At 69.0% G+C, this 21,549-nt stretch carries 24 protein-coding genes and 1 tRNA gene; 12 read left to right on the top strand and 13 right to left on the bottom strand.

What is annotated here, in order from left to right; genetic code table 11:
• Positions 1–35 precede the first annotated feature (35 nt).
• Positions 36–779, bottom strand: a complete 744-nt coding sequence (locus QUE79_RS07200) for a phosphoglyceromutase (protein ID WP_286346076.1) — start codon at positions 777–779, stop codon at positions 36–38.
• Between the two features lie 48 nt (positions 780–827).
• On the opposite strand from QUE79_RS07200, the gene QUE79_RS07195 reads away from it, so the two are divergent.
• The gene (locus tag QUE79_RS07195; protein ID WP_286346075.1) at positions 828–1,619 is read left to right on the top strand and encodes a class I SAM-dependent methyltransferase; all 792 of its coding nucleotides are present in this window, start codon (positions 828–830) and stop codon (positions 1,617–1,619) included.
• 272 nt (positions 1,620–1,891) lie between these two features.
• On the opposite strand, the gene QUE79_RS07190 is transcribed toward QUE79_RS07195, so the two are convergent.
• From QUE79_RS07190 to QUE79_RS07175, 4 genes are all read right to left on the bottom strand, one after another.
• Positions 1,892–2,977 (bottom strand): FUSC family protein, encoded by a 1,086-nt coding sequence (locus tag QUE79_RS07190; protein WP_286346074.1) that lies wholly within the window; start codon positions 2,975–2,977, stop codon positions 1,892–1,894.
• 16 nt (positions 2,978–2,993) lie between these two features.
• The gene (gene ygfZ / locus QUE79_RS07185; protein ID WP_286346073.1) at positions 2,994–4,112 is read right to left on the bottom strand and encodes a CAF17-like 4Fe-4S cluster assembly/insertion protein YgfZ; all 1,119 of its coding nucleotides are present in this window, start codon (positions 4,110–4,112) and stop codon (positions 2,994–2,996) included.
• On the bottom strand, positions 4,102–4,707 hold the full coding sequence (locus tag QUE79_RS07180) for a heme-binding beta-barrel domain-containing protein (protein WP_286346072.1): 606 nt from the start codon (positions 4,705–4,707) through the stop codon (positions 4,102–4,104). Before QUE79_RS07180 ends, ygfZ begins: the two co-directional genes overlap by 11 nt.
• A 149-nt stretch (positions 4,708–4,856) precedes the next feature.
• Entirely contained in the window at positions 4,857–5,138 is a 282-nt protein-coding gene (locus QUE79_RS07175) for a hypothetical protein (protein WP_286346071.1), read from the bottom strand.
• A gap of 106 nt (positions 5,139–5,244) precedes the next feature.
• On the opposite strand from QUE79_RS07175, the gene QUE79_RS07170 reads away from it, so the two are divergent.
• Together QUE79_RS07170 and mshD are read left to right on the top strand one after the other, a co-directional pair.
• A complete protein-coding gene (locus QUE79_RS07170) occupies positions 5,245–5,934 on the top strand; it encodes a winged helix-turn-helix domain-containing protein (protein ID WP_286346070.1) in 690 nt (229 codons plus the stop codon).
• Entirely contained in the window at positions 5,912–6,799 is an 888-nt protein-coding gene (gene mshD, locus QUE79_RS07165; protein WP_286346069.1) for a mycothiol synthase, read from the top strand. The genes QUE79_RS07170 and mshD overlap by 23 nt, the downstream gene beginning before the upstream one ends.
• On the opposite strand, the gene QUE79_RS07160 is transcribed toward mshD, so the two are convergent.
• Positions 6,756–7,133, bottom strand: coding sequence for a hypothetical protein (locus tag QUE79_RS07160; protein ID WP_286346068.1), 378 nt, complete (start codon positions 7,131–7,133; stop codon positions 6,756–6,758). The two genes, mshD and QUE79_RS07160, sit on opposite strands and share 44 nt — an antisense overlap.
• Before the next feature lie 106 nt (positions 7,134–7,239).
• On the opposite strand from QUE79_RS07160, the gene QUE79_RS07155 reads away from it, so the two are divergent.
• The 7 genes from QUE79_RS07155 to pstB all read left to right on the top strand — a co-directional run bounded on the left by QUE79_RS07155 (position 7,240) and on the right by pstB (position 15,183).
• Entirely contained in the window at positions 7,240–7,455 is a 216-nt protein-coding gene (locus QUE79_RS07155; protein WP_286346067.1) for a hypothetical protein, read from the top strand.
• An 84-nt stretch (positions 7,456–7,539) separates the two neighbouring features.
• Positions 7,540–9,714 carry an RNA degradosome polyphosphate kinase gene (locus tag QUE79_RS07150; protein WP_286346066.1) on the top strand — a complete coding sequence of 725 codons (2,175 nt, stop codon included), beginning with the start codon at positions 7,540–7,542 and terminating at the stop codon, positions 9,712–9,714.
• Positions 9,711–10,670, top strand: coding sequence for an NUDIX hydrolase (locus QUE79_RS07145; RefSeq protein ID WP_286346065.1), 960 nt, complete (start codon positions 9,711–9,713; stop codon positions 10,668–10,670). Before QUE79_RS07150 ends, QUE79_RS07145 begins: the two co-directional genes overlap by 4 nt.
• Before the next feature lie 398 nt (positions 10,671–11,068).
• On the top strand, positions 11,069–12,163 hold the full coding sequence (gene pstS / locus QUE79_RS07140) for a phosphate ABC transporter substrate-binding protein PstS (RefSeq protein WP_286346064.1): 1,095 nt from the start codon (positions 11,069–11,071) through the stop codon (positions 12,161–12,163).
• Positions 12,164–12,315: 152 nt separating this feature from the next.
• Positions 12,316–13,275 (top strand): phosphate ABC transporter permease subunit PstC, encoded by a 960-nt coding sequence (pstC, locus tag QUE79_RS07135; protein WP_286346063.1) that lies wholly within the window; start codon positions 12,316–12,318, stop codon positions 13,273–13,275.
• Complete coding sequence (gene pstA / locus QUE79_RS07130; protein ID WP_286346062.1) at positions 13,275–14,366, top strand: phosphate ABC transporter permease PstA; 1,092 nt, start codon at positions 13,275–13,277, stop codon at positions 14,364–14,366. Before pstC ends, pstA begins: the two co-directional genes overlap by 1 nt.
• 37 nt (positions 14,367–14,403) lie before the next feature.
• Positions 14,404–15,183, top strand: coding sequence for a phosphate ABC transporter ATP-binding protein PstB (gene pstB, locus QUE79_RS07125; protein ID WP_286346061.1), 780 nt, complete (start codon positions 14,404–14,406; stop codon positions 15,181–15,183).
• Positions 15,184–15,220: 37 nt separating this feature from the next.
• Here the strand turns inward: pstB and QUE79_RS07120 are convergent, their stop codons facing one another.
• Positions 15,221–15,868 (bottom strand): response regulator transcription factor, encoded by a 648-nt coding sequence (locus QUE79_RS07120; RefSeq protein WP_286346060.1) that lies wholly within the window; start codon positions 15,866–15,868, stop codon positions 15,221–15,223.
• Entirely contained in the window at positions 15,853–17,103 is a 1,251-nt protein-coding gene (locus QUE79_RS07115; protein WP_286346059.1) for a sensor histidine kinase, read from the bottom strand. Before QUE79_RS07115 ends, QUE79_RS07120 begins: the two co-directional genes overlap by 16 nt.
• Before the next feature lie 176 nt (positions 17,104–17,279).
• Here QUE79_RS07115 and QUE79_RS07110 point away from each other — a divergent pair, with 176 nt between their 5' ends.
• Positions 17,280–17,759, top strand: coding sequence for a hypothetical protein (locus tag QUE79_RS07110; RefSeq protein ID WP_286346058.1), 480 nt, complete (start codon positions 17,280–17,282; stop codon positions 17,757–17,759).
• Positions 17,760–17,766: 7 nt separating this feature from the next.
• On the opposite strand, the gene QUE79_RS07105 is transcribed toward QUE79_RS07110, so the two are convergent.
• The 3 genes from QUE79_RS07105 to QUE79_RS07095 form a co-directional block, all read right to left on the bottom strand.
• Positions 17,767–18,618, bottom strand: coding sequence for an anti-sigma factor (locus tag QUE79_RS07105; protein ID WP_286346057.1), 852 nt, complete (start codon positions 18,616–18,618; stop codon positions 17,767–17,769).
• Entirely contained in the window at positions 18,615–19,214 is a 600-nt protein-coding gene (locus QUE79_RS07100) for a sigma-70 family RNA polymerase sigma factor (protein WP_286346861.1), read from the bottom strand. Before QUE79_RS07100 ends, QUE79_RS07105 begins: the two co-directional genes overlap by 4 nt.
• Positions 19,215–19,745: 531 nt before the next feature.
• Positions 19,746–20,378 carry a DNA-directed RNA polymerase subunit beta gene (locus QUE79_RS07095; RefSeq protein ID WP_286346056.1) on the bottom strand — a complete coding sequence of 211 codons (633 nt, stop codon included), beginning with the start codon at positions 20,376–20,378 and terminating at the stop codon, positions 19,746–19,748.
• Between the two features lie 260 nt (positions 20,379–20,638).
• Here QUE79_RS07095 and QUE79_RS07090 point away from each other — a divergent pair.
• Positions 20,639–20,711, top strand: a tRNA-Lys gene (locus tag QUE79_RS07090).
• A gap of 319 nt (positions 20,712–21,030) precedes the next feature.
• Here the strand turns inward: QUE79_RS07090 and QUE79_RS07085 are convergent.
• Both QUE79_RS07085 and QUE79_RS07080 read right to left on the bottom strand, forming a co-directional pair.
• Positions 21,031–21,219, bottom strand: coding sequence for a multidrug transporter (locus QUE79_RS07085; RefSeq protein WP_286346055.1), 189 nt, complete (start codon positions 21,217–21,219; stop codon positions 21,031–21,033).
• A gap of 87 nt (positions 21,220–21,306) precedes the next feature.
• Positions 21,307–21,513 carry an aldose epimerase family protein gene (locus tag QUE79_RS07080; RefSeq protein ID WP_286346054.1) on the bottom strand — a complete coding sequence of 69 codons (207 nt, stop codon included), beginning with the start codon at positions 21,511–21,513 and terminating at the stop codon, positions 21,307–21,309.
• Positions 21,514–21,549 lie beyond the last annotated feature (36 nt).

Below are 21,549 nucleotides of genomic sequence, written 5' to 3'. Positions count from 1 at the left end.
AATGTACTGCGACAAAGGCAAGGGGTCGCGGTGCGCTACTTCTTGCCCTGGGCGGCCACGGCCGCGGCGCCGGCCGCAGCGGCTTCGGGATCGAGGTACTCGCCGGCCTTCGTCGGCTTGAAGTCGTCGTCGAGCTCGTAGACGAGCGGGATGCCGGTGGGGATGTTCAACTCGGCGATGTCGGCGTCGGAGATGCCGTCGAGGTGCTTGACCAGGGCGCGGAGCGAATTGCCGTGGGCCGTGACGAGCACCGTCTTGCCGGCCGCGAGGTCGACGGTGATGTCGCTCTCCCAGTAGGGCAGCATGCGCTCGATGACGAGCTCGAGCGACTCGGTGCGCGGTGCGTCCGCACCGAGATCGGCATACCGCTCGTCGTGCGCCTGCGACCACTCGCTGTCGTCGTCGAGCGCGGGCGGCGGGACGTCGAACGAACGACGCCAGGTCTGGAACTGCTCGGGGCCGTACTCTTCGAGGGTCTGCGCCTTGTCCTTGCCCTGGAGGGCACCGTAGTGGCGCTCGTTGAGTCGCCAGGAGCGCTTGACCGGGATCCACAGGCGGTCGGCCTCCTCGAGGGCGAGGTTCGCCGTCTGGATGGCGCGCGTCAAGACCGACGTGTAGAGGATCTCGGGCTTCAGGCCGGAGTCGCGCAGCAGTTCGCCGGCTCGCTTCGCCTCGGCGGTTCCCTGTTCGCTCAGTCGGACATCGACCCACCCCGTGAAGAGGTTCTTCTGGTTCCACTCGCTGTTGCCGTGCCTGAGGAGGATGAGGGTCGAAGTCATGCCCCGATCCTATCGCCGACCCGCTCGCGGGATGCTTGACTTGTGCGCATGCCCATCGGCCAGGTCACGCGCGGAACGACCGGCACGAACCGCCTCCGCAGGGTCGATCGCTGGATCGCGTCGCATCCCGCCTTCCGCCGCGCTGTCGACCCGCTCGTGGTCGACCTCGGCTATGGCGCCAGCGCGACGACCTCTCTCGAACTGCATCAGCGCCTTGCCCGCGTGCGGCCGGACGTCGAGGTCGTCGGCATCGAGATCGAGCCGTCGCGCGTGGCCCTGGCGTCACTGTCGGCGATCCCGGGGGTGTCGTTCGTGCTCGGTGGTTTCGAGGTGCCTCTCCCTCCGTCGGACGAGCGCGCGGGGAGGCGACCGGCCGTGATCCGGGCCCTCAACGTCCTCCGCCAGTACGACGAGTCCGCCGTCGCCGACGCGTGGGCCCGGATGGTCGATCGGCTCGCGCCGGGCGGAGTGCTCGTCGAGGGCACCTGCAACGAGGTCGGCCGTGTGGCGAGTTGGATCGACGTCACCGCCGACGGTCCCCAGACGTTCACCGCGTCGCTCCGACTGGCATCGCTCGAGTCGCCGTCGATCGTGGCGGAGCGGCTGCCCAAGGCGCTGATCCACCGCAATGTGGAGGGGGAGCGGATCCACGCGTTCCTGGGCGACCTCGAGCGGCACTGGCGCTACAACGCCGGACTCGCCGTCTACTCGCCCGTGCAGCGGTGGGTGGCCACGGTGAGTGCCCTGCGCGACGAGGGCTGGCCGATCCTGCACGGTCGCTCGCGCTGGCGGCTCGGCGAGGTCACGGTGCCCTGGGCTGCCGTCGCTCCGTTGCCCTAGCCCCACCCCGGTCGCCACCCTGGCTTCCCACCTGCTCGCGCCCCGGTCCTCGCTCCTGTCCTCGCCGCGCACCCGGCCCCCGGTCCTGCCCCGGGTCCCGGTCCCGGCCGTGGTCAGAAATCGAAGGGGATTTTCGGCAAAGCCCCCGTCGATCCCACTGAATTGGCTCCCGGGCGGCGAATCCCCTTCGATTTCCGGCAGGACGACCGCCGGACGACCGGCAGACAGCAGCGCGCGAGTTACGGGGAGCGCCGGCCACGGCGCCGCCCCGGTCAGAGCGACGCGAGCCGCGCGCGGGCCTCGTCGTGAGGCAGCCCCGTCGCCATGAGCAGGTCGATCACCAGCGGCCGCAGCATCAGGACGAGCACGGTTTCGCCGACCGCGGCGCCCGGCAGGACGAGCGCGGGGTCGAGACGGCGTCCGACGGCGGACAGCGCCTCCTGCGCCACCGGCCGCCGCTCGACCGAGGCGAAGGACTCCCCCAGCACCCCGACGGCGACACCGATGCTCGCGACGACGTCCGCCACCTCGGGCCGTCGTCGCCCGTCGCCGATGCCGGTGTCGATGCGGCGGGTCACCACGCGCAGGTTGCGAACAGCCAGGTCGAGGTAGCGCAGGATCCGCGCCTCGCTCTCCACCACGGGAAGCCGCCGGCGCAAGAACGGCGACAGCCGCGAGATCGACCGCGCGGTCTCGAGCGTCGCCGCCCAGTCGTCGAGCAGCGGCTGCGTCGCCCGCAGCCGATCGAGGGCGGCGTCGGCCTGCCGCACGTCGTCGTGGCGGAGAGCTCGTACGAGCGACTCGAAGGCCGGCTGGAGCTCGGCGAACAGGCGCGTGGCGTCGGCACGGGCCAGCCCGAGCGGATCGCGGGGCACCAGAGCCGTGATGAGCAGTGCGATGACACCGCCGACCAGGCCGTCGAGCGACCGGGTGAAGGGACCGCCGGCCGGATCGGGCAGGAGCATCACGAACATCGACTGCGTCGCGGCCGCCACAGCGAACGCGCTGCTCGTCGAGAAGAAGCGGGCGATCACGAGCGCGGCGAACAGGACGACGCCGTCCTGCCAGATCCCTTTGCCGATGACGAGCAGGAGGAGCTCGCTGAGGGCGATCCCGATCACCACGCCGACCGCGTTCTCGAGCACGCGCCGAGGTCGGGCGTCGCGCGCGAAACCGAGCGAGGAGATGGTCACCGTCACCGCCAGCACGGGTGCCGCGTGCCCGAGACCGAAGCGCGCGATCGAATACGCGGCACCGGCGGCGACGACGATCTGGACGACCGCGGGAAAAGAGGATCGGACGCGGAACAGCGCCTGCCGAACGTCGAACCCGGAGGCCGTGCCCGCAGAGGGCGCCACCGTCAGCGCCGCACGATCAGCGCCGCACGGCACCCAGCCGCGGCAGCCGAGGAACACCGGCCGCTGCGCCCGCTTCGGGCGGAACGATGACCTCCTGCGCCGCCGCGACGACCGTGCCGTCGGCCAGCACGGAGAGCGGAGCGGTCACGTCGACGCTGCGCTTGATCACGGCGAGCGCGATCGGACCGAGCTCGTAGTGGGTGCCGCTCGAGGTGATCTCGCCGACGACGACCTCGCCGCCGAGCTTCGGGTCGAGTGCCGACACGGGGGCGCCGTGCGCGGGCAGCACGTTGTCGGAGCCGTCGAGGTGCAGCATCACGAGGCGCCGCGGCGGGTGCCCGAGGTTGTGCACCTTGGCGACGGTCTCCTGCCCGCGGTAGCAGCCCTTGTCGAGGTGGACCGCGGTGCGCAGCCAGTCGAGCTCGTGCGGAATGGTGCGCTCGTCGGCCTCGGTGCCGATGCGCGGCCGCCAGGCGGCGATGCGCAGCGCCTCGAGGGCGAGGGAGCCCGCGACGCCGACGTCGGACGCAGCGACGGCTGCGAGACCGTCTGCCGTGACGAGCGTCTCGCGATAGGTCCAGTCGTGGGCCGGGTGCGTCGCCTCGGCTGCGTAGCCGACGCCGCCGACGGCGACCTCGCGCCACGGGTCGAGCCAGACGAGAGGAACACCTGCAGGATCGGCGGCGGGCAGCGACAGGTCGGCGAACGCTCCGAGAACCGCGAACTCGCCCGTGCGGTCTGCGACCTCGACCCGCAGCATGAAGCGCATCGAATCGAGCCAGGCGGCGAACGCCGGCGCCGCGGCCGCATCGACGAGCAGCCAGGTCGTCTCACCGTCGTCGAGGACGCCGGCGGCGTGCTCCACCCGGCCGGAGGGATCGAGCAGGAGCGTCTCGGTCGAGATGCCGGGGGCGAGGCCCTTGAGCCGCTGGCTGGTGAGCGAGTCGAGCCACGACAGCCGGTCGGGGCCGCTGACCGTGACGAGACCGCGCGAGGGGACCTCGACCAGAGCGGATCCTGCGATCAGGGCCTTCTGTTCGACCAGCGGGTTGCCGAAGTGGGCGGCTGAGCCGGTGGCCTCGTCGGCGACGAAACCGGGGCGAGCGGCGAAGGGCGTGCGGGCGTCAGTCGACATGAGCGAGCCGCCCGGACGCGTGCGTGCGCAACTCGTTGCCGAACGCGGCGATGTCCCACGCCCAGAGGAGGTGGTTCTCGACGAGGCCGTACATGCGGGTGGCCGCCGAATACTCTTTGGCGTTGCTCGAACGCAGGACCGCGTCGGTCGAGAGGTCGATGCGCGGACCCTTGACGCGGCCCAGGTAGAGCTCGTTGACGCCGGACGGGTGCACCAGCGAGACCTCGATGTTGAAGCCGTCGTCGGGGGTGCGCAGGATCTCGACGGCCCGGGGAGTCGTGAAGGGCTGGACACCGACGCCCGGCAGCATGCCCGGACCGCGGTCGCCCTCTTCGGCGGGACGGTCGAGGCGCCAGTACCCGGTCTCGCTCGCCAGTGGCGTGTGCTGCTCGTCGAGCAGCCACGAGTACGAGCTGTAGTTGAGGAAGGGGAGACCGTCATGACTGAAGCTCACGCGCTGCCCGAACTCGTGGGTACGGCGGGTGTCGTCTTCGTCGCCCACCTTGTAATCGACCACACCGGTGCCCTCCCAGACGCCGAGAAGCCACGACAGCGGAACGATCTCCGCAGGAAGGTCGGTGGGGATTTCGATCATGGAGGTCTAGCGCTGGCCTTTGAACAGCTTGACCAGAACGGTGACCGCCACGAAGACGATGCAGAGGGAGGCCAGTACGAGCAGGCCGATGTAGAACATCTCGAGAGGAAGCAGCGAATCCATACCGCCAGCCTACCCGCGCAACTCTCTTAGAGGGAGAGCACCGACAGGATGCCCGTGGCGATTCCCAGGACGACGAGACTGCCGGCGAGGCTCAGCATGGTGCGATCGACCAGCCCGTCTTTCTCGCGGGTCGCCAGCTGCAGGCTGAAGGTCACGACGATCGTCGCGCCGAGTACGAGGGGCAGCCAGACGAGGTACCGGTCGCCGTGCGTCGTCAGCGCCACCACCACCGCACCGACGATCGCCACGAACCACACGGGAAGGGTGGTCGCGAGCCGGAGTCGTTCGCCGCGGGTCTTGGTTTCCACCGCTTCATCATCCCCTACCGGGGCGCTCTTGCGCACCCGCTAGGGTGGTCCGGGGCAAACTCGGTGTGACGTTAGAATCGCTGGGAGTACATCTACTGGAGGTCGTGTGGCGCAACTCTTGGTCCTGACCTCTGGCAGCACGCCAGACGTCCTCCCGGCCCTCGCCCTCCTGAGTCACCGTACGCGCCAGATCCCGGCTGAGCCCGCTCACCTCGTCAACGCTCCGTCGAGCGACCTCATCTTCGTCGACGCGAGAACCGATCTCGCCAGCGCCAAGGCGCTCTGCAAGATCCTGCGCACCACCGGCGTCACGGTTCCCCTCGTGCTCGTCCTCACCGAAGGCGGCCTGACCGCGGTCAACTCCGAGTGGGGCGTCGACGACGTCATCCTCGAGACGGCCGGCCCCGCCGAGGTCGACGCGCGCATCCGGCTCGTGACCGGGCGCCTGGCGCAGAGCCAGTCGGGCAGCAAGATCCAGGCCTCGGGCGTCGTCATCGACGAGGCCAGCTACTCGGCCAAGGTCCACGGCCGCCCCCTCGACCTCACCTTCAAAGAGTTCGAGCTGCTCCGCTTCTTCGCCACGCACCCCTCGCGGGTCTTCACGCGCGAGCAGTTGCTCAGCGAGGTCTGGGGCTACGACTACTTCGGTGGCACCCGCACCGTCGACGTGCACGTGCGGCGCCTGCGCGCCAAGCTCGGCGACCTCGAGTCGCTGATCGGCACCGTCCGCAACGTCGGCTACCGCTTCAACGTCTACGACGACGACCAGCGCGATGTCCAGCCCCTCACGTCCTGAGCCGGGCCCGGCCGACGTCCCCGCTCCCGATCAGAGCGGTGCCGCTGCGGCCGCCCTCCTTCGGCCACTCGCGGCAGAGGCCCTCGCCGTCGACGGCACCCCGCCGTTCTCCGACCAGGCGCTCGTCGACGCGCGCTCGGGCGAGGCCACCGTCGTCGGCGACGGCGACGCCGCGGCGATCCTGCGGAGTGCTTCGTCCGAGGCCGAGCTGGTCGTGCGCCCGGCCCTCCGTCGGCAGGGCCTGGGCACGATCCTGCTTCGTCACGTCGTCGAGCTGACCGAGGGTCCGCTCGCGGTCTGGGCTCACGGAGACCACCCCGGTGCGAAGCGCCTCGCCGACGAGTTCGGGTTCACGGCGACGCGGCGCCTGCTCCAGCAGCGAGCGGCCGTCTCCCAGGATCACCCCGCTCCAGATCTCCCGGACGCTACCGCGGTCCGCCCGTTCCGCCCCGGCACGGACGACGCGGCCTGGCTCGATCTCAACGCCCGCGCCTTCGCCCACCACCCCGAGCAGGGCTCCCTGACTCAGCTCGACCTCGACGCCCGCAAGGCCGACGACTGGTTCGACGCGGACGACTTCCTGCTCGTCTGGCAGGGCGACGAGCTCGTCGCGTTCTGCTGGCTGAAGGTCGCCGGGCCGCCCCCGGAGCCCGGCGAGTTCTACGCGGTCGGCGTCGCCCCAGAGCACCAGGGCCAGCACCTCGGCGGCCTGGCCGTCGACGCGGGCCTGCACCGCCTCGCCACCCGCGGCCTCTCCACCGCATCGCTCTACGTCGAGGGCGACAACACCTCGGCACTGCGCCTCTACGCGGCCCGCGGATTCACCGACCACGCGGTCGACGTGCAGTACACGCTCGCGCGCTGACGCCGGCGCGGGCGCTGGCGCTGGCGCTGGCGCTGACGCTGACGCTGACGCTGACGCTGACGTCGGCTTCGGCTTCGGCTTCGGCTTCGGTGCTGGCGCTGGCGTCGGCGTCGGCGTCGGCTTCGGTGCTGACGCCGGTGCGGCCTCGGCGGTCGACCTCGGCGCCTCCGGCCGCCGATCCTCCGGCGAGGTCGCAGTTCGACCCGTTCGCGCCGCGATCGTCCGGGCCGAACTGCGATGTCGTGCGCCGGCGGAGGTCAGCTCGGACGGCGGGCGGCTCGTGAGATGGCCGGAACCGTCGCCTCCCGTCGGGCGAGGCGACGGCTCGGGCCATCTCACGAGCGCCAACGCCGGAGGAACCGAGCGGAAGGATGGGGAACTCACAGGCGCATCGGAGTGGAGTGAGGCCAACGCACCTCCCCTCCAGCAGAAGGCACACCATGAATCCCATCAAGTTCGTCCACGACCTCGGCATCAAGAGTGAGCACGCCTACATCGGCGGCTTCGCCTCCATCGTCATCGCCCTGCTCGCCTGGCTCGTCTCGCGCGGCAAGAAGAGCGACGACAAAGCGCAGTCGGACCGCTGGGGCATCTTCGTCGGCCACTGGGCACCGACGTTCTTCGCCATCGGACTCGCCCTCAAGAACGAGGAGTAGTCCACAGGGCCGTCGCGTGCAGGAGTTACCAACAGTTCACGCGCGACGGGCCTGCCGAGCACCCACCGGTGGCAGGATTGAGCAATGGACAGCGAAGCATACGTCGACGGCGCAGCCGTCACGAACGACCTCATCGACGATTTCGACGATATCGTCACGTTCGACGACGACGGCACGCTGCCCGGCGACCGCTACCTCGACCGCGAGATCAGCTGGCTGGCGTTCAACCAGCGTGTGCTCGAGCTCGCCGAAGACGCTGAGACACCTCTGCTCGAGCGGGCAAACTTCTTGGCCATCTTCGCCAGCAACCTCGACGAGTTCTTCATGGTGCGGGTCGCCGGCCTGAAGCGTCGCATCGCAACCGGTCTCGCCGTGCCGACCAATGTCGGCACGGCACCGGTCGACGTGCTCGCCGCCATCAACGCCAAGGCGTACGAGCTGCAGAAGCGTCACGCCGTCGCCTTCAGCGATTTCGTCAAGCCCGACCTCGACGCCGCCGGCATCCACATCGAGATGTGGTCCGACCTCGCCGAGGCCGACCGCGAGCGCATGCACGACGTCTTCTCGACACAGATCTTCCCCGTCCTCATGCCGCTGGCCGTCGACCCGGCGCACCCGTTCCCGTACATCTCCGGGCTGTCGCTCAATCTCGCCGTGCGGGTTCGCAACCCCAAGACCGAGAAGCAGGAGTTCGCGCGGCTGAAAGTTCCGCAGGTCCTGCCCCGCTTCGTGCAGCTGCCCGACGACAACAGCGGTCGCCTCCGCTTCATCCCCCTCGAAGATCTGATCGCCAACCACCTGCAAGACCTCTTCCCCGGCATGGAGGTCAACGAGCACCACGTCTTCCGCGTCACCCGCAACGAAGACGTCGAGATCGACGAAGACGAGTCGGAGAACCTCATCCAGGCCCTCGAGAAAGAACTCCTGCGGCGCCGTTTCGGTCCGCCGATCCGGCTCGAGATCACCGAAGACATGGACCCCGTCACGCTCGAGCTCCTCGTCCGTGAACTCGACATCACCGATCAAGAGGTCTACCGCCTTCCCGCGCCACTCGACCTGGCCGGTCTGTTCGAGATCGCCAAGATCGCCGGCCCCGAGCTGCACTACCCGAAACATCTGCCGACGACCGCCGTTCAACTGCTGCCGACCGAGCCCAACATGGCGCCCGACATCTTCGCCAGCATCTCCCGTCGTGACGTGCTGGTGCACCACCCGTACGAGTCGTTCGCGACCAGCGTCCAGGCGTTCCTCGAGCAGGCTGCGACCGACCCCAACGTCCTCGCCATCAAGCAGACGCTCTACCGCACCTCCGGCGACAGTCCGATCATCGAAGCCCTGATCGACGCCGCCGAGGCCGGCAAGCAGGTGTTGGCCCTGGTCGAGATCAAGGCACGCTTCGACGAGCAGAACAACATCACCTGGGCGCGCAAGCTGGAGAAGGCCGGCGTGCACGTCGTCTACGGCCTCGTCGGCCTCAAGACGCACTGCAAGCTCGCCCTCGTCATCCGCCAGGAGAAGGGTGGCCGGCTGCGCCACTACACGCACATCGGCACCGGAAACTACAACCCGAAGACCAGCCGCATCTACGAAGACCTCGGCCTCTTCACCGCCGACGACCAGGTGGGCAAGGATGTCACTCGCCTGTTCAACGAGCTCTCCGGCTACGCGATCGAGAAGAAGTTCAAGCGCCTGCTCGTCGCCCCTCTCCACCTGCGTAAAGGTCTCGTCAAGCGGATCGCCGTCGAGGCGGAGAACGCCAAGGCGGGCAAGCCGTCAGGAATCCGCATCAAGATCAACTCGATGGTCGACGAAGAGATCATCGACGCTCTGTACCATGCCAGCAACGCCGGGGTGCCGATCGACATCTGGGTGCGGGGCATCTGCTCGCTGAAAGCGGGCCAGCCAGGTCTGAGCGAGAACATCCGGGTCCGCTCGATCCTCGGCCGCTACCTCGAACATTCGCGCCTGTTCTCGTTCGCGAACGACGGCGACCCGCAGGTCTACATCGGCAGCGCCGACATGATGCACCGCAACCTCGACCGGCGCGTCGAAGTGCTCGTCCGACTCGTGCAAGAAGACCACCTCCGCGAAGTCGACGCCCTCTTCGACCTCGCGATGTCGCCCGAGACGTCGTCGTGGCACCTCGAGGCCGACGAGACCTGGGTGCGGCACTCCCGGGCCGATGACGGAACACGGCTCGCCGACATGCAAGATGGACTGATGCGACAGATCAGCAAGAGAAGGCGTTCCACCCGGTGACGACCAAGCGTTCGACAACGGCTGCAGCAACGACCGTGGTCGCGGCGGGAGCAGTGTGCTGGCGCCTCGTCGACGGCAAGGTGCGGGTACTCCTCATCCACCGCGAGTACAACCACGACGTCTCCCTGCCCAAAGGCAAGGTCGATCCGGGCGAGGCGACGCCGCAGACCGCCGTGCGCGAGGTCTCCGAAGAGACCGGCTACGACATCACCCTCGGAGCACCGATCGGCACGGCCGAATACCTTCTGCCCGGTGGCCGCGACAAGATCGTGCACTACTGGGCCGCCGAAGTCACCGACGAGGCGTTCGAGGCCGCCGGCACCTTCAAGCCGAACAGCGAAGTGCAGGTCATCGAGTGGGTGCCGCTCGCCAAGGCCCGGGCTCAACTCACCTACGAGCGCGACGCCGAAGTGCTCGACCGCTTCGCCGACCGAGTCGCGAGCGACCAGGCCCGCACCTTCGCCGTCGTCGCCCTCCGCCACGCCAAGGCCATCCCGCCATCCGAATGGTCGGGCGTCGACGCCACGCGTCCGCTGCAGCCCACCGGCCGCAAGCAGGCCCGGAGCATCGCCCCCAGCATCGCGTCGTGGAGCCCCGAGCGCATCATCTCCAGCACGGCGGCACGCTGCCTCGCGACGGTGGAGCCGCTCTCGTCCGCGTCGCACGTCGGCGTCAAGCAGACCGACGCCCTCAGCCAAGACGCCTTCGAAGCCGGCAAACACGATGTCGCCGGCGTCGTGAAGAAGCGACTCAAGAAGCGCGTCAACGCCGTCCTCTGCAGTCACGGTCCAGTGCTGCCCGAGATCGTTCGCGAGATCTCCTCGCAGACGGTCGGCGGCCACAAACTCGACCTGCGTCGATACTCGGCCCTCGGCACGGCCGACTACACCGTCCTGCACATCTCGAAAGCCGACGGCACGCTCGTCGCGGTCGAGACGCACGGCCCCGCCGCGTGACGATCAACCGCATCGCCTGACCCGCGGGGCCGGTCGGCGCCCCTCGGCCACGGCCAGGCCGCTTCGTACCGCTCGTCCCGTCGCGGCGGCACGAGCGCACCAGCGGCACCAGCGGCACGAGCGGCACCAGTGGCACGAGCGGCACGAGTCTGACCAACGGCACAAGTCGCACGACCCGCACGAACGGCACGACCCGCACGACCCGTTCACCGACAGATCGTTCCACCGAATGCGCCCCGGCGATCCGTCAGGATCCCCGGCGCTTGTTCCCTTCGCGTTCACCTTCCGTTCACCGGTACAAACGATCGTCGTTAACGCACGGACGTAGCCTCGCTCGCGGGTCAGCACCGGCCCGGTCCCGCAACACGAACGACTTCTACCTCCCCGAAGGGAAACCTGTGAACATCAAGCGACTTGGCAGCATCGCCGCCATCGCCATCGTGGGCACCATCGCGCTCTCGAGCTGTGCCTCCAACGAGTCGACGCCCGCCAGCAGCGCGTCCTCGAGCACCAAGGCCGTCTCCGGCACGATCAACGGCATCGGTTCGTCGGCGCAGGGCGTCGCCGAGACCACCTGGGCCGCCGGCTTCCAGACCGCCAACCCCGACGCCACCGTCAACTACGACCCGCAGGGCTCCGGCGCCGGCCGCACCTCCTTCATCTCGGGTGCCGCCAACTTCGCCGGCTCCGACGCCGCGCTGAGCGACGACGAGCTCAAGTCGACCTTCGCCGGTTGCGCCGCGGGCTCGAAGGCCATCGACCTCCCCGTCTACATCTCCCCGATCGCGATCGCCTACAACGTGTCCGGCGTCACCGATCTGACCCTCGACGCCGACGCCATCGCCGGCATCTTCAAGGGCACCATCAAGAAGTGGAACGACGCGGCGATCACCAAGCTGAACCCCGACGCCAAGCTCCCCGACGCGGCGATCACCGTCGTGCACCGCTCGGACGACTCCGGCACCACGTTCAACTTCACGCAGTACCTCGCGAGCCAGGCCAAGTCGGCGTGGACCGCTCCGGCCTCGCAGACGTTCCCCTACAGCGTCGGTGACGCGGCCAAGGGCACCTCCGGTGTCGCCGACGCCGTCAAGAACTCGACGAACAGCGTCACCTACATCGACGAGTCCGGCGCCGGAGACCTCTCCATCGCCAAGCTCGACGTCGGCGGGGTCGCCACCAAGATCAGCGCCGACGGTGCTGCGGCGGTCGTCGACAAATCGCCGCTCACCACGGGCCGCGAGTCGAACGACCTGTCGATCGACATCGACCGCACCCTGACCGACAAGGGCGACTGGCCGATGGTCCTGGTCAGCTACCTGATCGCCTGCGACACCTACAAAGACGCCTCGATCGGCAAGGTCGTCAAGGCCTACGCCACCTATGCGGCCAGCGACGAGGGCCAGAAGGCCGCCGCCGCGCAGGCCGGGTCGGCTCCGCTGACCTCGAAGCTCGCCGCCGATGTCGCCAAGGCTGCCGCCACCATCAAGTAACGACCCGCACCATCGGCCCGGGTCGCGGTCATCGACCGCGGCCCGGGCCACCTCTGCTTCACCTGTACGTCGGCCCCCGCTCGTCGTATCGTTCCACCAGCGCCACCACCCGACCAGTCATGCGGCCCCCGGCCAGAGCAGGAATCCACTTCATGACCGCAACCGCGGAACGTCCCACCCCGACCGCCCCACGCCCCAAGGCCACGGTTCGGCTGGGCGACCGCGTCTTCTCGCTGGCGACGGTGCTCTCGGGGTCACTGATCCTGCTCGTCCTCGTGCTGGTCGCACTGTTCCTCATCGTCCAGAGCATCCCCGCCCTGTTCGCGAAGCCCGGCGAGATCCCCAACCAGGCCACCAACTTCTGGACCTACGTCGGCCCCCTGGTCTTCGGGACGGTCTGGGCGGCGATCCTGGCCCTGATCATCGCCACCCCGCTCTCGCTGGGCATCGCGCTGTTCATCTCGCACTACGCCCCGCGCAGGATCGCCGCGGTGCTCGGCTACATCATCGACCTGCTCGCGGCCGTGCCCAGCGTCGTCTTCGGCCTCTGGGGCGTTCTGGTCCTGGCCCCCTTCATCCAGCCGTTCTACAACACGCTGGTGGACCACGTCGGGTGGATCCCGCTGTTCGCCGGCCCGGTCTCCGGCACCGGCAAGACGATCCTGACGGCCGCGATCGTCCTCGCGGTCATGTGTCTGCCGATCATGACCGCGGTGATGCGCGAGATCTTCCTCCAGGCCCCCGTGCTGCACGAGGAGGCGGCGCTGGCCCTCGGAGCGACGCGCTGGGAGATGATCCGGATGGCGGTCCTGCCGTTCGCCCGCTCCGGGATCGTCTCGGCCGTGATGCTGGGCCTCGGCCGCGCGCTGGGCGAGACGCTCGCCATCGCGATCGTGCTGTCGCCCGCGACCGTCGTCAACGTCTTCCTGCTCACCTCGCAGAACCCGAACACCATCGCCGCGAACATCGCGCTGCAGTTCAACGAGGCCCAGGGCGTCGGGCTCAACACCCTGATCGCGTCGGGCCTGATCCTGTTCGTCATCACGCTGCTGGTCAACATGGCCGCGCGCTTCGTCGTCAACCGCCGCAAGGCCTTCTCGGGAGCCAACTGATGTCGGTCGCCGTGCGCTCTTCTCGCGCCACCACCTCCAACACCCTCACCGCGGGCAAGCTCCCGAAGGGCGCTCCGTGGGGTCTGCTCATCGTGAGCTGGGCGATCTTCGTCGGGATCTTCCTCCTCCTGAAAGCCTCGGGTACGACCGCCGACTTCAACATCGTCGGGGCCCTCTTCTTCGGGACCATCCTCTTCGACGTCCTGATCGTCGTCATCTCGATGGTGGTCGAGGGCGGCCGCAAGGCGAAGGACCGCCTCGTCACGTCACTCGTGACGACCGCCTTCATCGTCACGCTCCTGCCGCTCGTGTCGCTCATCTACACCGTGATCTCGCGGGGCGTCGCTCGTTTCGACGCGAACTACTTCAGCGAGTCGATGCGCAACGTCATCGGTGCGGGCGGCGGTGCCCTGCACGCCATCGTCGGCACGCTCGAGATCACCGCGTTCGCGGCCCTGATCAGCATCCCGATCGGCCTCCTCACGTCCATCTACCTGGTGGAGTACGGCCGCGGCCGGCTGGCTCGCGCGATCACCTTCTTCGTCGACGTCATGACCGGCATCCCGTCCATCGTCGCCGGCCTCTTCGCCTTCGCCCTGTTCTCGCTCTTCCTCGGCCCCGCCTTCCGCGCGGGCGTCGTGGGTTCGATCGCCCTGAGCGTCCTGATGATCCCCGTCGTCGTCCGCTCGAGCGAGGAGATCCTGAAGATCGTTCCGAACGAGCTGCGCGAGGCGAGCTTCGCCCTCGGCGTGCCGAAGTGGCTGACCATCCTGAAGATCGTGCTGCCCACGTCGATCGCCGGCCTCACGACCGGGGTCATGCTGGCCATCTCGCGCGTCATCGGCGAGACCGCACCGCTGCTGCTCACCACCGGTTTCACGACGAGCATGAACTACGACCTGTTCAACGACCGGATGATGACGCTGCCCGTCTTCGTCTACACGCAGTACGCGAACCAGGGGCCGGATGCCACGCCGTTCGTCGAGCGCGCGTGGACCGGCGCGCTCGTGCTCATCCTGATCGTCATGGCTCTCAACCTGCTCGCCCGCCTCATCGGCAAGATCTTCTCCCCCAAGCTCAGCCGCCGCTGATCCGGCCGCACCCGCCCGAATTTCGAAAAGGAACCACGTGTCCAAGCGCATCGAAGTCAAAGACCTCAACGTCTACTACAGCAAGTTCCGCGCTGTCGAAGACGTCACCATCACCATCGAGCCTCGCACCGTCACCGCTTTCATCGGCCCGTCGGGCTGCGGCAAGTCGACCTTCCTGCGCACGCTCAACCGCATGCACGAGGTCATCCCGGGCGCCTATGTCGAAGGCGAGGTCCTGATCGACGGGAACGACCTGTACGCGCAGGGGGTCGATCCGGTACTCGTCCGCCGCCAGGTCGGCATGGTGTTCCAGCGCCCCAACCCGTTCCCGACGATGTCGATCCGCGAGAACGTCCTGGCCGGTGTGAAGCTCAACAACCGCCGCATCACGAAGTCCGACGCCGACGACCTGGTCGAGAAGTCGCTGCTCGGCGCCAACCTCTGGAACGAGGTGAAAGACCGCCTCGACAAGCCCGGCTCGGGCCTCTCGGGCGGCCAGCAGCAGCGCCTCTGCATCGCGCGGGCCGTCGCGGTCTCGCCCGACGTGATCCTGATGGACGAGCCCTGCTCGGCTCTCGACCCGATCTCGACGCTCGCGATCGAGGACCTCATCGAGGAGCTGAAGCAGGAGTACACGATCGTGATCGTGACCCACAACATGCAGCAGGCCTCGCGCGTGAGCGACAAGACGGCGTTCTTCAACATCGCGGGCACCGGCAAGCCGGGGAAGCTCATCGAGTACGACAACACTGCGACGATGTTCTCGAACCCCAGTGTCCAGGCGACGGAAGACTACGTCTCGGGTCGCTTCGGCTGAACCGCGAAGGTCAGGTCGCGTCACGCGGGGATGACGGTCAGCCGGTGGCTCCGAGGAACGCCAGCACGGCCAGCACGCGGCGATTGCTGTCGTCGTCGGCCTGGATCTCGAACTTGGCGAAGATCGACGTCGTGTACTTTCCGATGGCGCCCTCGCTGAGGAACAGCCGCCGCGCGATCGCCGCGTTGGAGAGTCCCTCGGCCATCAGGGAGATGACCTCGCGCTCGCGCTCCGTCAGCGACCCGAGCGGCGAGCCACCCGGGCCTCCGAGGATCTTCGCGACGACCGCAGGATCGAGGGCGGTCCCGCCGGCAGCGACGCGCTCGACCGCTTCCATGAACTGATCGGCCTCGAAGACGCTGTCTTTCAGCAGGTAGCCGACGCCGCCGTTGCCGTCGGCCAGGAGCTCTCGGGCGTAGAGCTGCTCGACGTGCTGGGACAGCACGAGAACGGGCAGCCCCGGTACGGTCTGGCGAGCGGTCAGCGCCGCCTGCAGACCCTCGTCGGAGAAGGTCGGCGGCATCCTGACGTCGACCACGGCGACGTCCGGTCGGTGCTCGATCAGCGCGGCGAGCGTGGCCGGCCCGTCGGCGGTGGCCGCGACGACCCGGTGCCCGTACGCCTCCAGCAGGCGCACGAGGCCGTCGCGGAGCAGGTACAGGTCTTCGGCTACGACGATGCGCACGGAACCTCCAGGGTGATGCGGGTCGGTCCGCCGGCGGGACTCTCGACGAGGAGCGTGCCGTCGAACGCGGCCAGCCGGTCTCGGACGCCGGGCAACCCGGATCCTGCCGCTTCGTCCGCTCCCCCGCGACCGTCGTCGGCGACCACGACGGCGACCCCCGTGGCGGTCGGGGCGATACGGATGTCGACGGCATCGGCACCGGAGTGCTTGGCCGCGTTCGTCACGAGCTCCGCGGTGGCGAAGTAGAGCGCCGCCTCGATGGGCAGCTCGAGCCGGCCGGCCAGGTCGGAGCCGACCCGCGTGGGCACGGGCGAATCGAGTGCGAGGGCCCGGACGGCTTCGACGAGACCGCGCTCGGAGAGGACGGGCGGAACGATGCCCCGAACCAGCTCGCGCAGTTCCCGAAGGGCGAGCGACGACGCCTCACGCGTCTGCCGGAGAAGCGACTTGGCCTCTTCCGGGTCGCTGTCGATGAGGCGCTCGGCTGCACCCACCGACAGGCCGATCGCGACCAGGCGGGCCTGCGCTCCATCGTGGAGATCGCGTTCGATCCGGTGCAGCTCGGCGTCCTGCGCCTGCGTCAGATCGCCTCGCGCGACGACCAGGGTGGCCACGCGCGTACTGAGCAGTTCGACGAGCGACGGGCCGAGGAGCCGGACGGCGACGGGCTCGACGAGGCGCCACCCCGCCGGCAGGAGGGCCACGCCGACGACGATCGACAAAACGGCCAGGAACGGGGTCGAGACGACTCCGAGCCGAAGAGCGGCGAGCGCCCCGAAGGCGATCAGCGCCAGGGGCAGAGCCGCAGCGATCCCCACCGAGAGCGGCGCGACCACGATCCACAGCATGTCGCGCCAGGCCGCAGGATCCCGCACGCGCGTGCGCAGCCACCGTTGGTAGGCGGCCTGCCACCGCCGTCGCTGGTAGCCGTACCCGTTCCACCAGTAGCCCGTCGTCAAGCGCGTCAGCGGCACCACCGGGCGGTAGGCCGGAGCGACCTCCGTCCCGGTCCAGCGGGCGACCAGGATCCGCGTGGCCCGACTCACGAGGCGCGCGAAGATCAGGAGGATCAGGGCGACCAGCCAGAACACCCACCACCAGGCCAGCACGACGTCGTCGGCGACCCGGAAGCAGAAGACGACGGCGACGAGGAGGAGAGCCGGGACGAACCAGGTCAGCACGACGAGCGTGACCGATCGTACGAAGCCCGAGACGACGAGGCGAAGCGAACTCACGGCGCGCACGATTCCCCTCCCGGTCGGTGATGATCCGTCCACTCTTCCAGCCCGGCCGCGTCGGCGCAGCCCGGACGAGAAAGGGTGGGGCTTCCCCCACCCCGGCAGGCGGTCCAGGCGGATGGTCGGCTCCGCGAGGTGTCCGTAGCGTCGACAGCAACCGAAAGGACACCACCATGAACGGCAACAGCCTCCCGACAGCCCCTCCCGTCCGCCCCGTGAAGCCGGGCGACGTCGCTCGCGAGCACCTCGATCACCCGGACACCCTCCGCGCTTTCCGAGCGGTCAAGGCCTGGATCCTGGTCTATCTCGGCATCGGCGTGATCGCCCTCGTGGTCACGGTCCTGCTTCGCAACGACTCCGCCGAGGTCAACGCCAACGTCTGGTCGCGCAGCGCGGGCGTCGTCGTCAGCGCCGGCCTCCTGTACGGGTTCGCGGTGCTCGCCTCCCGCGGTCGTCGCTGGGCGTACCGACGCCTGCGGATCGTCTCGATCGTCGTGCCGATCGCCATCGCGGCCATCGTCATCAGCCCGGGTTTTCCGCTCTGGATGCGCCTGGAGCAGGTCGTCTGCGGACTCGTCGTGATCGGCTTGGCCGTCGCGATCAACGGACGACACCTGCGGAGCCTGTTCACGGCGGCGGCGCCGCAGAACTGACCTCTGGTCAGGCGCTCTGCAGGGCCACGATCGGCTTGGTGGTCGGCTGCTTCGAGCCGCCGTTCGGCTCGACCGTGATACCCACGGTGTCGCCCTTGGCCATGTCGCCCTGGAGCACCTGCGTGAGCGAGTTGGACGACGCGGAGACCGTGCCGGCCGACTTGACGCTCGACCCCTTGATGTACCAGAGCTGGTAGGTCTTCGAGCTCGGCAGGGCGGACGCGCCGTCGAGGACGACGACGGAGCGCTTCAGCGCACTCGACCAGTAGAGCGTGGCCGTACCGCCGGTGGAGATGTCGGAGGCCGTGTGCTCGACGTCGGACGCCGCGAGGATCTGCGACGCATCGGCGCTGATGGCCTGCTGCGACGTGCCGGGATTCTGCGGCTGCGGCGAGTTGAGCACCGCACCGCCACCGAAGAACAGGCCGACCGCGGCAGCGGCGCCGACGAGCAGGACCGCGGGGCGCATGAACCAGCGCTGGCGGGCCAGAGGGATGGGCTCGAGGAGCTCACCCGACTTCTCCGCCGGGGCGGGTGCTGCGGCGGTCGTCGTCGACTCGTCGCGGCCGTCAGAACCCTCGGCCTCGAGCTTCGGGAGCTGCGGCGTCGAATCGATGAGGTCGAGGATGCTGGAGCGGAGTGCGGCCGACGGCTGCACGGGCTCGACGGCGCGGCCAAGAAGCAGTGCGGTCTCGTTCAATTCGGCTACCTCCGTTCTGATCTCGTCGGACTCGGCCATGCGAGCCTCGAAGGCTGTGCGTTCTTCGTCGCTGAGGGCGTTCAGCGAGTAGGCACCGGACAGGTTGTCGGTGTCGGTTTCGTGGGGGCCGAAGCCCGACGTCGAGCCGTGTTTGCTCATGACGCCACTCCTAATTCATCGCGAAGGCGGATCATGCCGTCGCGTAGTCGTGTCTTGACCGTCCCGATCGGAACGTGAAGCATCGTGGAAACCTCGCTATGCGTGTAGCCACCGTAATAAGCGAGGGTGACAGCCTGCCGCTGGAGCTCTGTGAGCCGGCCAAGAGCCCGCTCGACCCGCTCGTGCTCGATCCTGATCTCGACCTGCTCGGTGACCGAGTCGTAGTCGGTCTCGAAGTCGCGGATTCCGACCTTCGTATCGCGGTCACGGCTGGACTGGCTGGCGCGGACCCGGTCGACCGCTCGGCGGTGGGCCATGGTGAGCATCCAGCTCGCGGCGCCGCCCTTGTTGTGGTCGAAGCGCGTTGCCGTCTGCCAGATCTCGAGGAACACCTCCTGAGTGACCTCTTCGGATTGCGAGTGGTCTTTCAGAAGGCGCTTGATGAGGCCGAGGACACGCGGTGCGGTCTGGTCGTACAGCTGAGCGAAAGCCTCGCGGTCGCCCTCGGCGACGCGCTCGAGCAGTTCCTCCGGGGAGGATGCGACGTCATGGTCGCGCTCGGGGATTTCACTATCTCGGCTCACGAGTTCCAGCATGTCAGGTTGCACCTCCATCCGCACTTCGCTTCGATTCACGCCATGGACTGCGGTGGCCCTCCCGTGCGAGGTCCGTCTGGGATGGCAATCACGCCCGGTTCGCACGAGAGAACCACCGCAGTGAATCGGGCACAGGGGCACGACTCGGCGAAGATGGAGATTTTGCGGTCTTTCTCTTGCAAGGTGTTCGGCACCCGCCGCGGAGGGGTTTGGGTGGAACCGGACTTTTTCTGCGGGCGGTGGGTGGGCGGTGGCGTCGGGGTGGCGTCGCGGTAACTTCGCAGCGGCGTCGCGGTGGCCTCGCGTTAAAGTGGCCTCGCGTTAAAAGAAGAGCGCCGGGCCGCAGAACGCCTCTCGGCGCGAGGCCGCTCGGAGCGGCGAATTTTGGAGCCCGGGGTTACTGCGGCCCGGCGTCGTCTACTGTAGCGAGACTTTGCTCGGCGGGGCCTGGCTTCCGCAGGTAGCGAACGTGCGGGTCGTCGGCGTGGCGGGGGTGCGTGCGGGTGGCGGCGCGTGCGGGTCGCGACTGCGTCAGGCCAGGCTGCCGTCGCGCCACAGGGCCGCGCACGCCGAGAGGTCGACCGCCAGCTCGGACAGACGAAGCGCGCGGCGGGTGAGCTCACTGGCGCGGGCCGGCTCGGTCGCCTCGAGATCGTCGGCGACGCTGGTGGCGCCCGCTCCGGCAAGCCGGCAGAAGGCCGCACCGCGGTCGAGCGCCAGGGCGAAGTCGCCGACGAAGACGCCGCGCAGGATTTGGTCGGCGAGCTCCAGGATCTCCTCCGGGCTCGCCGGAGCCGGAGCACCCGCAACGACCTGGTCGATCGTCGCCGTCACCTGGGTGCCGCGCTCGAACAGATAGGTGATGTCGTTGGGGTTCTGGCGGATGACCGCGCGCATCAGGTAGATGCGCCAGAGCGCACCCGGCAGGCTGTGCGCCGTCGCGCCGGCCCACAGCTCGGCGAGCGCGTCGATGCCGTTCGCGTCCGTGAAGGCAACCAGGCGATCGAGGATCTCGGGGCTCGGATCGTTACGGACCCGGGCCAGCAGCGCACTCGCCGACTCGTGCGCGACGCGGTGCATCACAGCCGGGTCGTCGCCGCCCTGGAACGCCTCGAACTCGTGACCCGAGAACTGGGCTGGGCGGTGGAAGTCGCGAGGGGACATTGCCCCAAGGGTAGTCGCCGCCCTTTGTGCTCGCCTGGGGCGGGCTGCGGCGCGCGCCAGGGCAGCGGCACGGGCCGCGGCGCTGACGCCAGGGCGACACCACGTTCTCTCGCCGCCAGGCCCCCGGCAGTCGGCGCTTGCGGCCGCAACGCGACGCGCGGCGACGCGACGTCGATGCTGGGGCGGGTCGCTGCTGGTGGACGCCTTCGGGAGCGTCGCAAGCTTGCTAGGCTGAGTGTCTGTGCGCCGCGAGGGCACACGGGCCTCTAGCTCAGTTGGTAGAGCATCGGACTTTTAATCCGTTGGTCGTCGGTTCGAGCCCGACGGGGCCCACGTCTGTGAAAAGGGCCGGCGCTCTGCGCTGGCCCTTTTTGCATGCGCGGGCCCCGTCTCGTCGAGGACCGACAGGGAGTGGGCCCCCGGAGCCGGTAACGACGCGACGCGCCAGCGTCGCGGCGTCCGTGCCCCCGGGGATCGAGCCCGACGGGGCCCACGTCTGTGAAAAGGGCCGGCGCTCTGCGCCGGCCCTTTTGCATGCGCGGGCCCCGTCTCGTCGAGAACCGACAGGGAGTGGGCCCCCGGAGCCGGTAACGACGCGACGCGCCAGAATCGCGGCGTCCGTGCCCCGGGGATCGGGCCCGACCGGCGCGCGTCAGGCGCCGCGGCGCGGCCCGGGTTTGCCGGGAGTGACCTTGGCGGTGTCGGCGACGTCGATCCGGGTCGTGCCGGTCGGCGACGTCGTCACCTCGATGCGAGGGGCGGCGTCCGACTCGTCGGACTTGGGCGCCCTGGTCAACTGGTCGTGCCGCTTCTCGTCGAAAGTCATGTCGTCAGCGCTCATGCCCGGAGCCTAGGCCGTTCCGCGACCGCAGGCCCGAGCCTCTGCCCAGCCCAGCCGCGGCCATGACCTCAGCCCGACGTCTCGACGTCACACAGTCGGCCCCGTGTACGTGACGCCCCACGACCCCGACCAGGTCTCGCCCTCGTCGAGCCAGCGAAGGCCTTCGCCGGAGGCCAGGGCGTTGGCGGGAGCCGTCATCGGCTCGGCGGCGAACGCCAGGCCCTTGACGCCGTCGCGGGGGAAGTTCCGCGGCGTGAAGATCTGCACATAGGGGAACGACTCGTCTTGCCACATCGTGGTGCGGGAGCCGTCGGGCGCGGTGAGGTGCGT

It is taken from the genome of Frondihabitans sucicola (assembly GCF_030296615.1).
In the GTDB taxonomy this organism is placed as follows: Bacteria; Actinomycetota; Actinomycetes; order Actinomycetales; family Microbacteriaceae; genus Frondihabitans; species Frondihabitans sucicola.
This window is presented reverse-complemented; position numbering and strand designations above follow the sequence as displayed.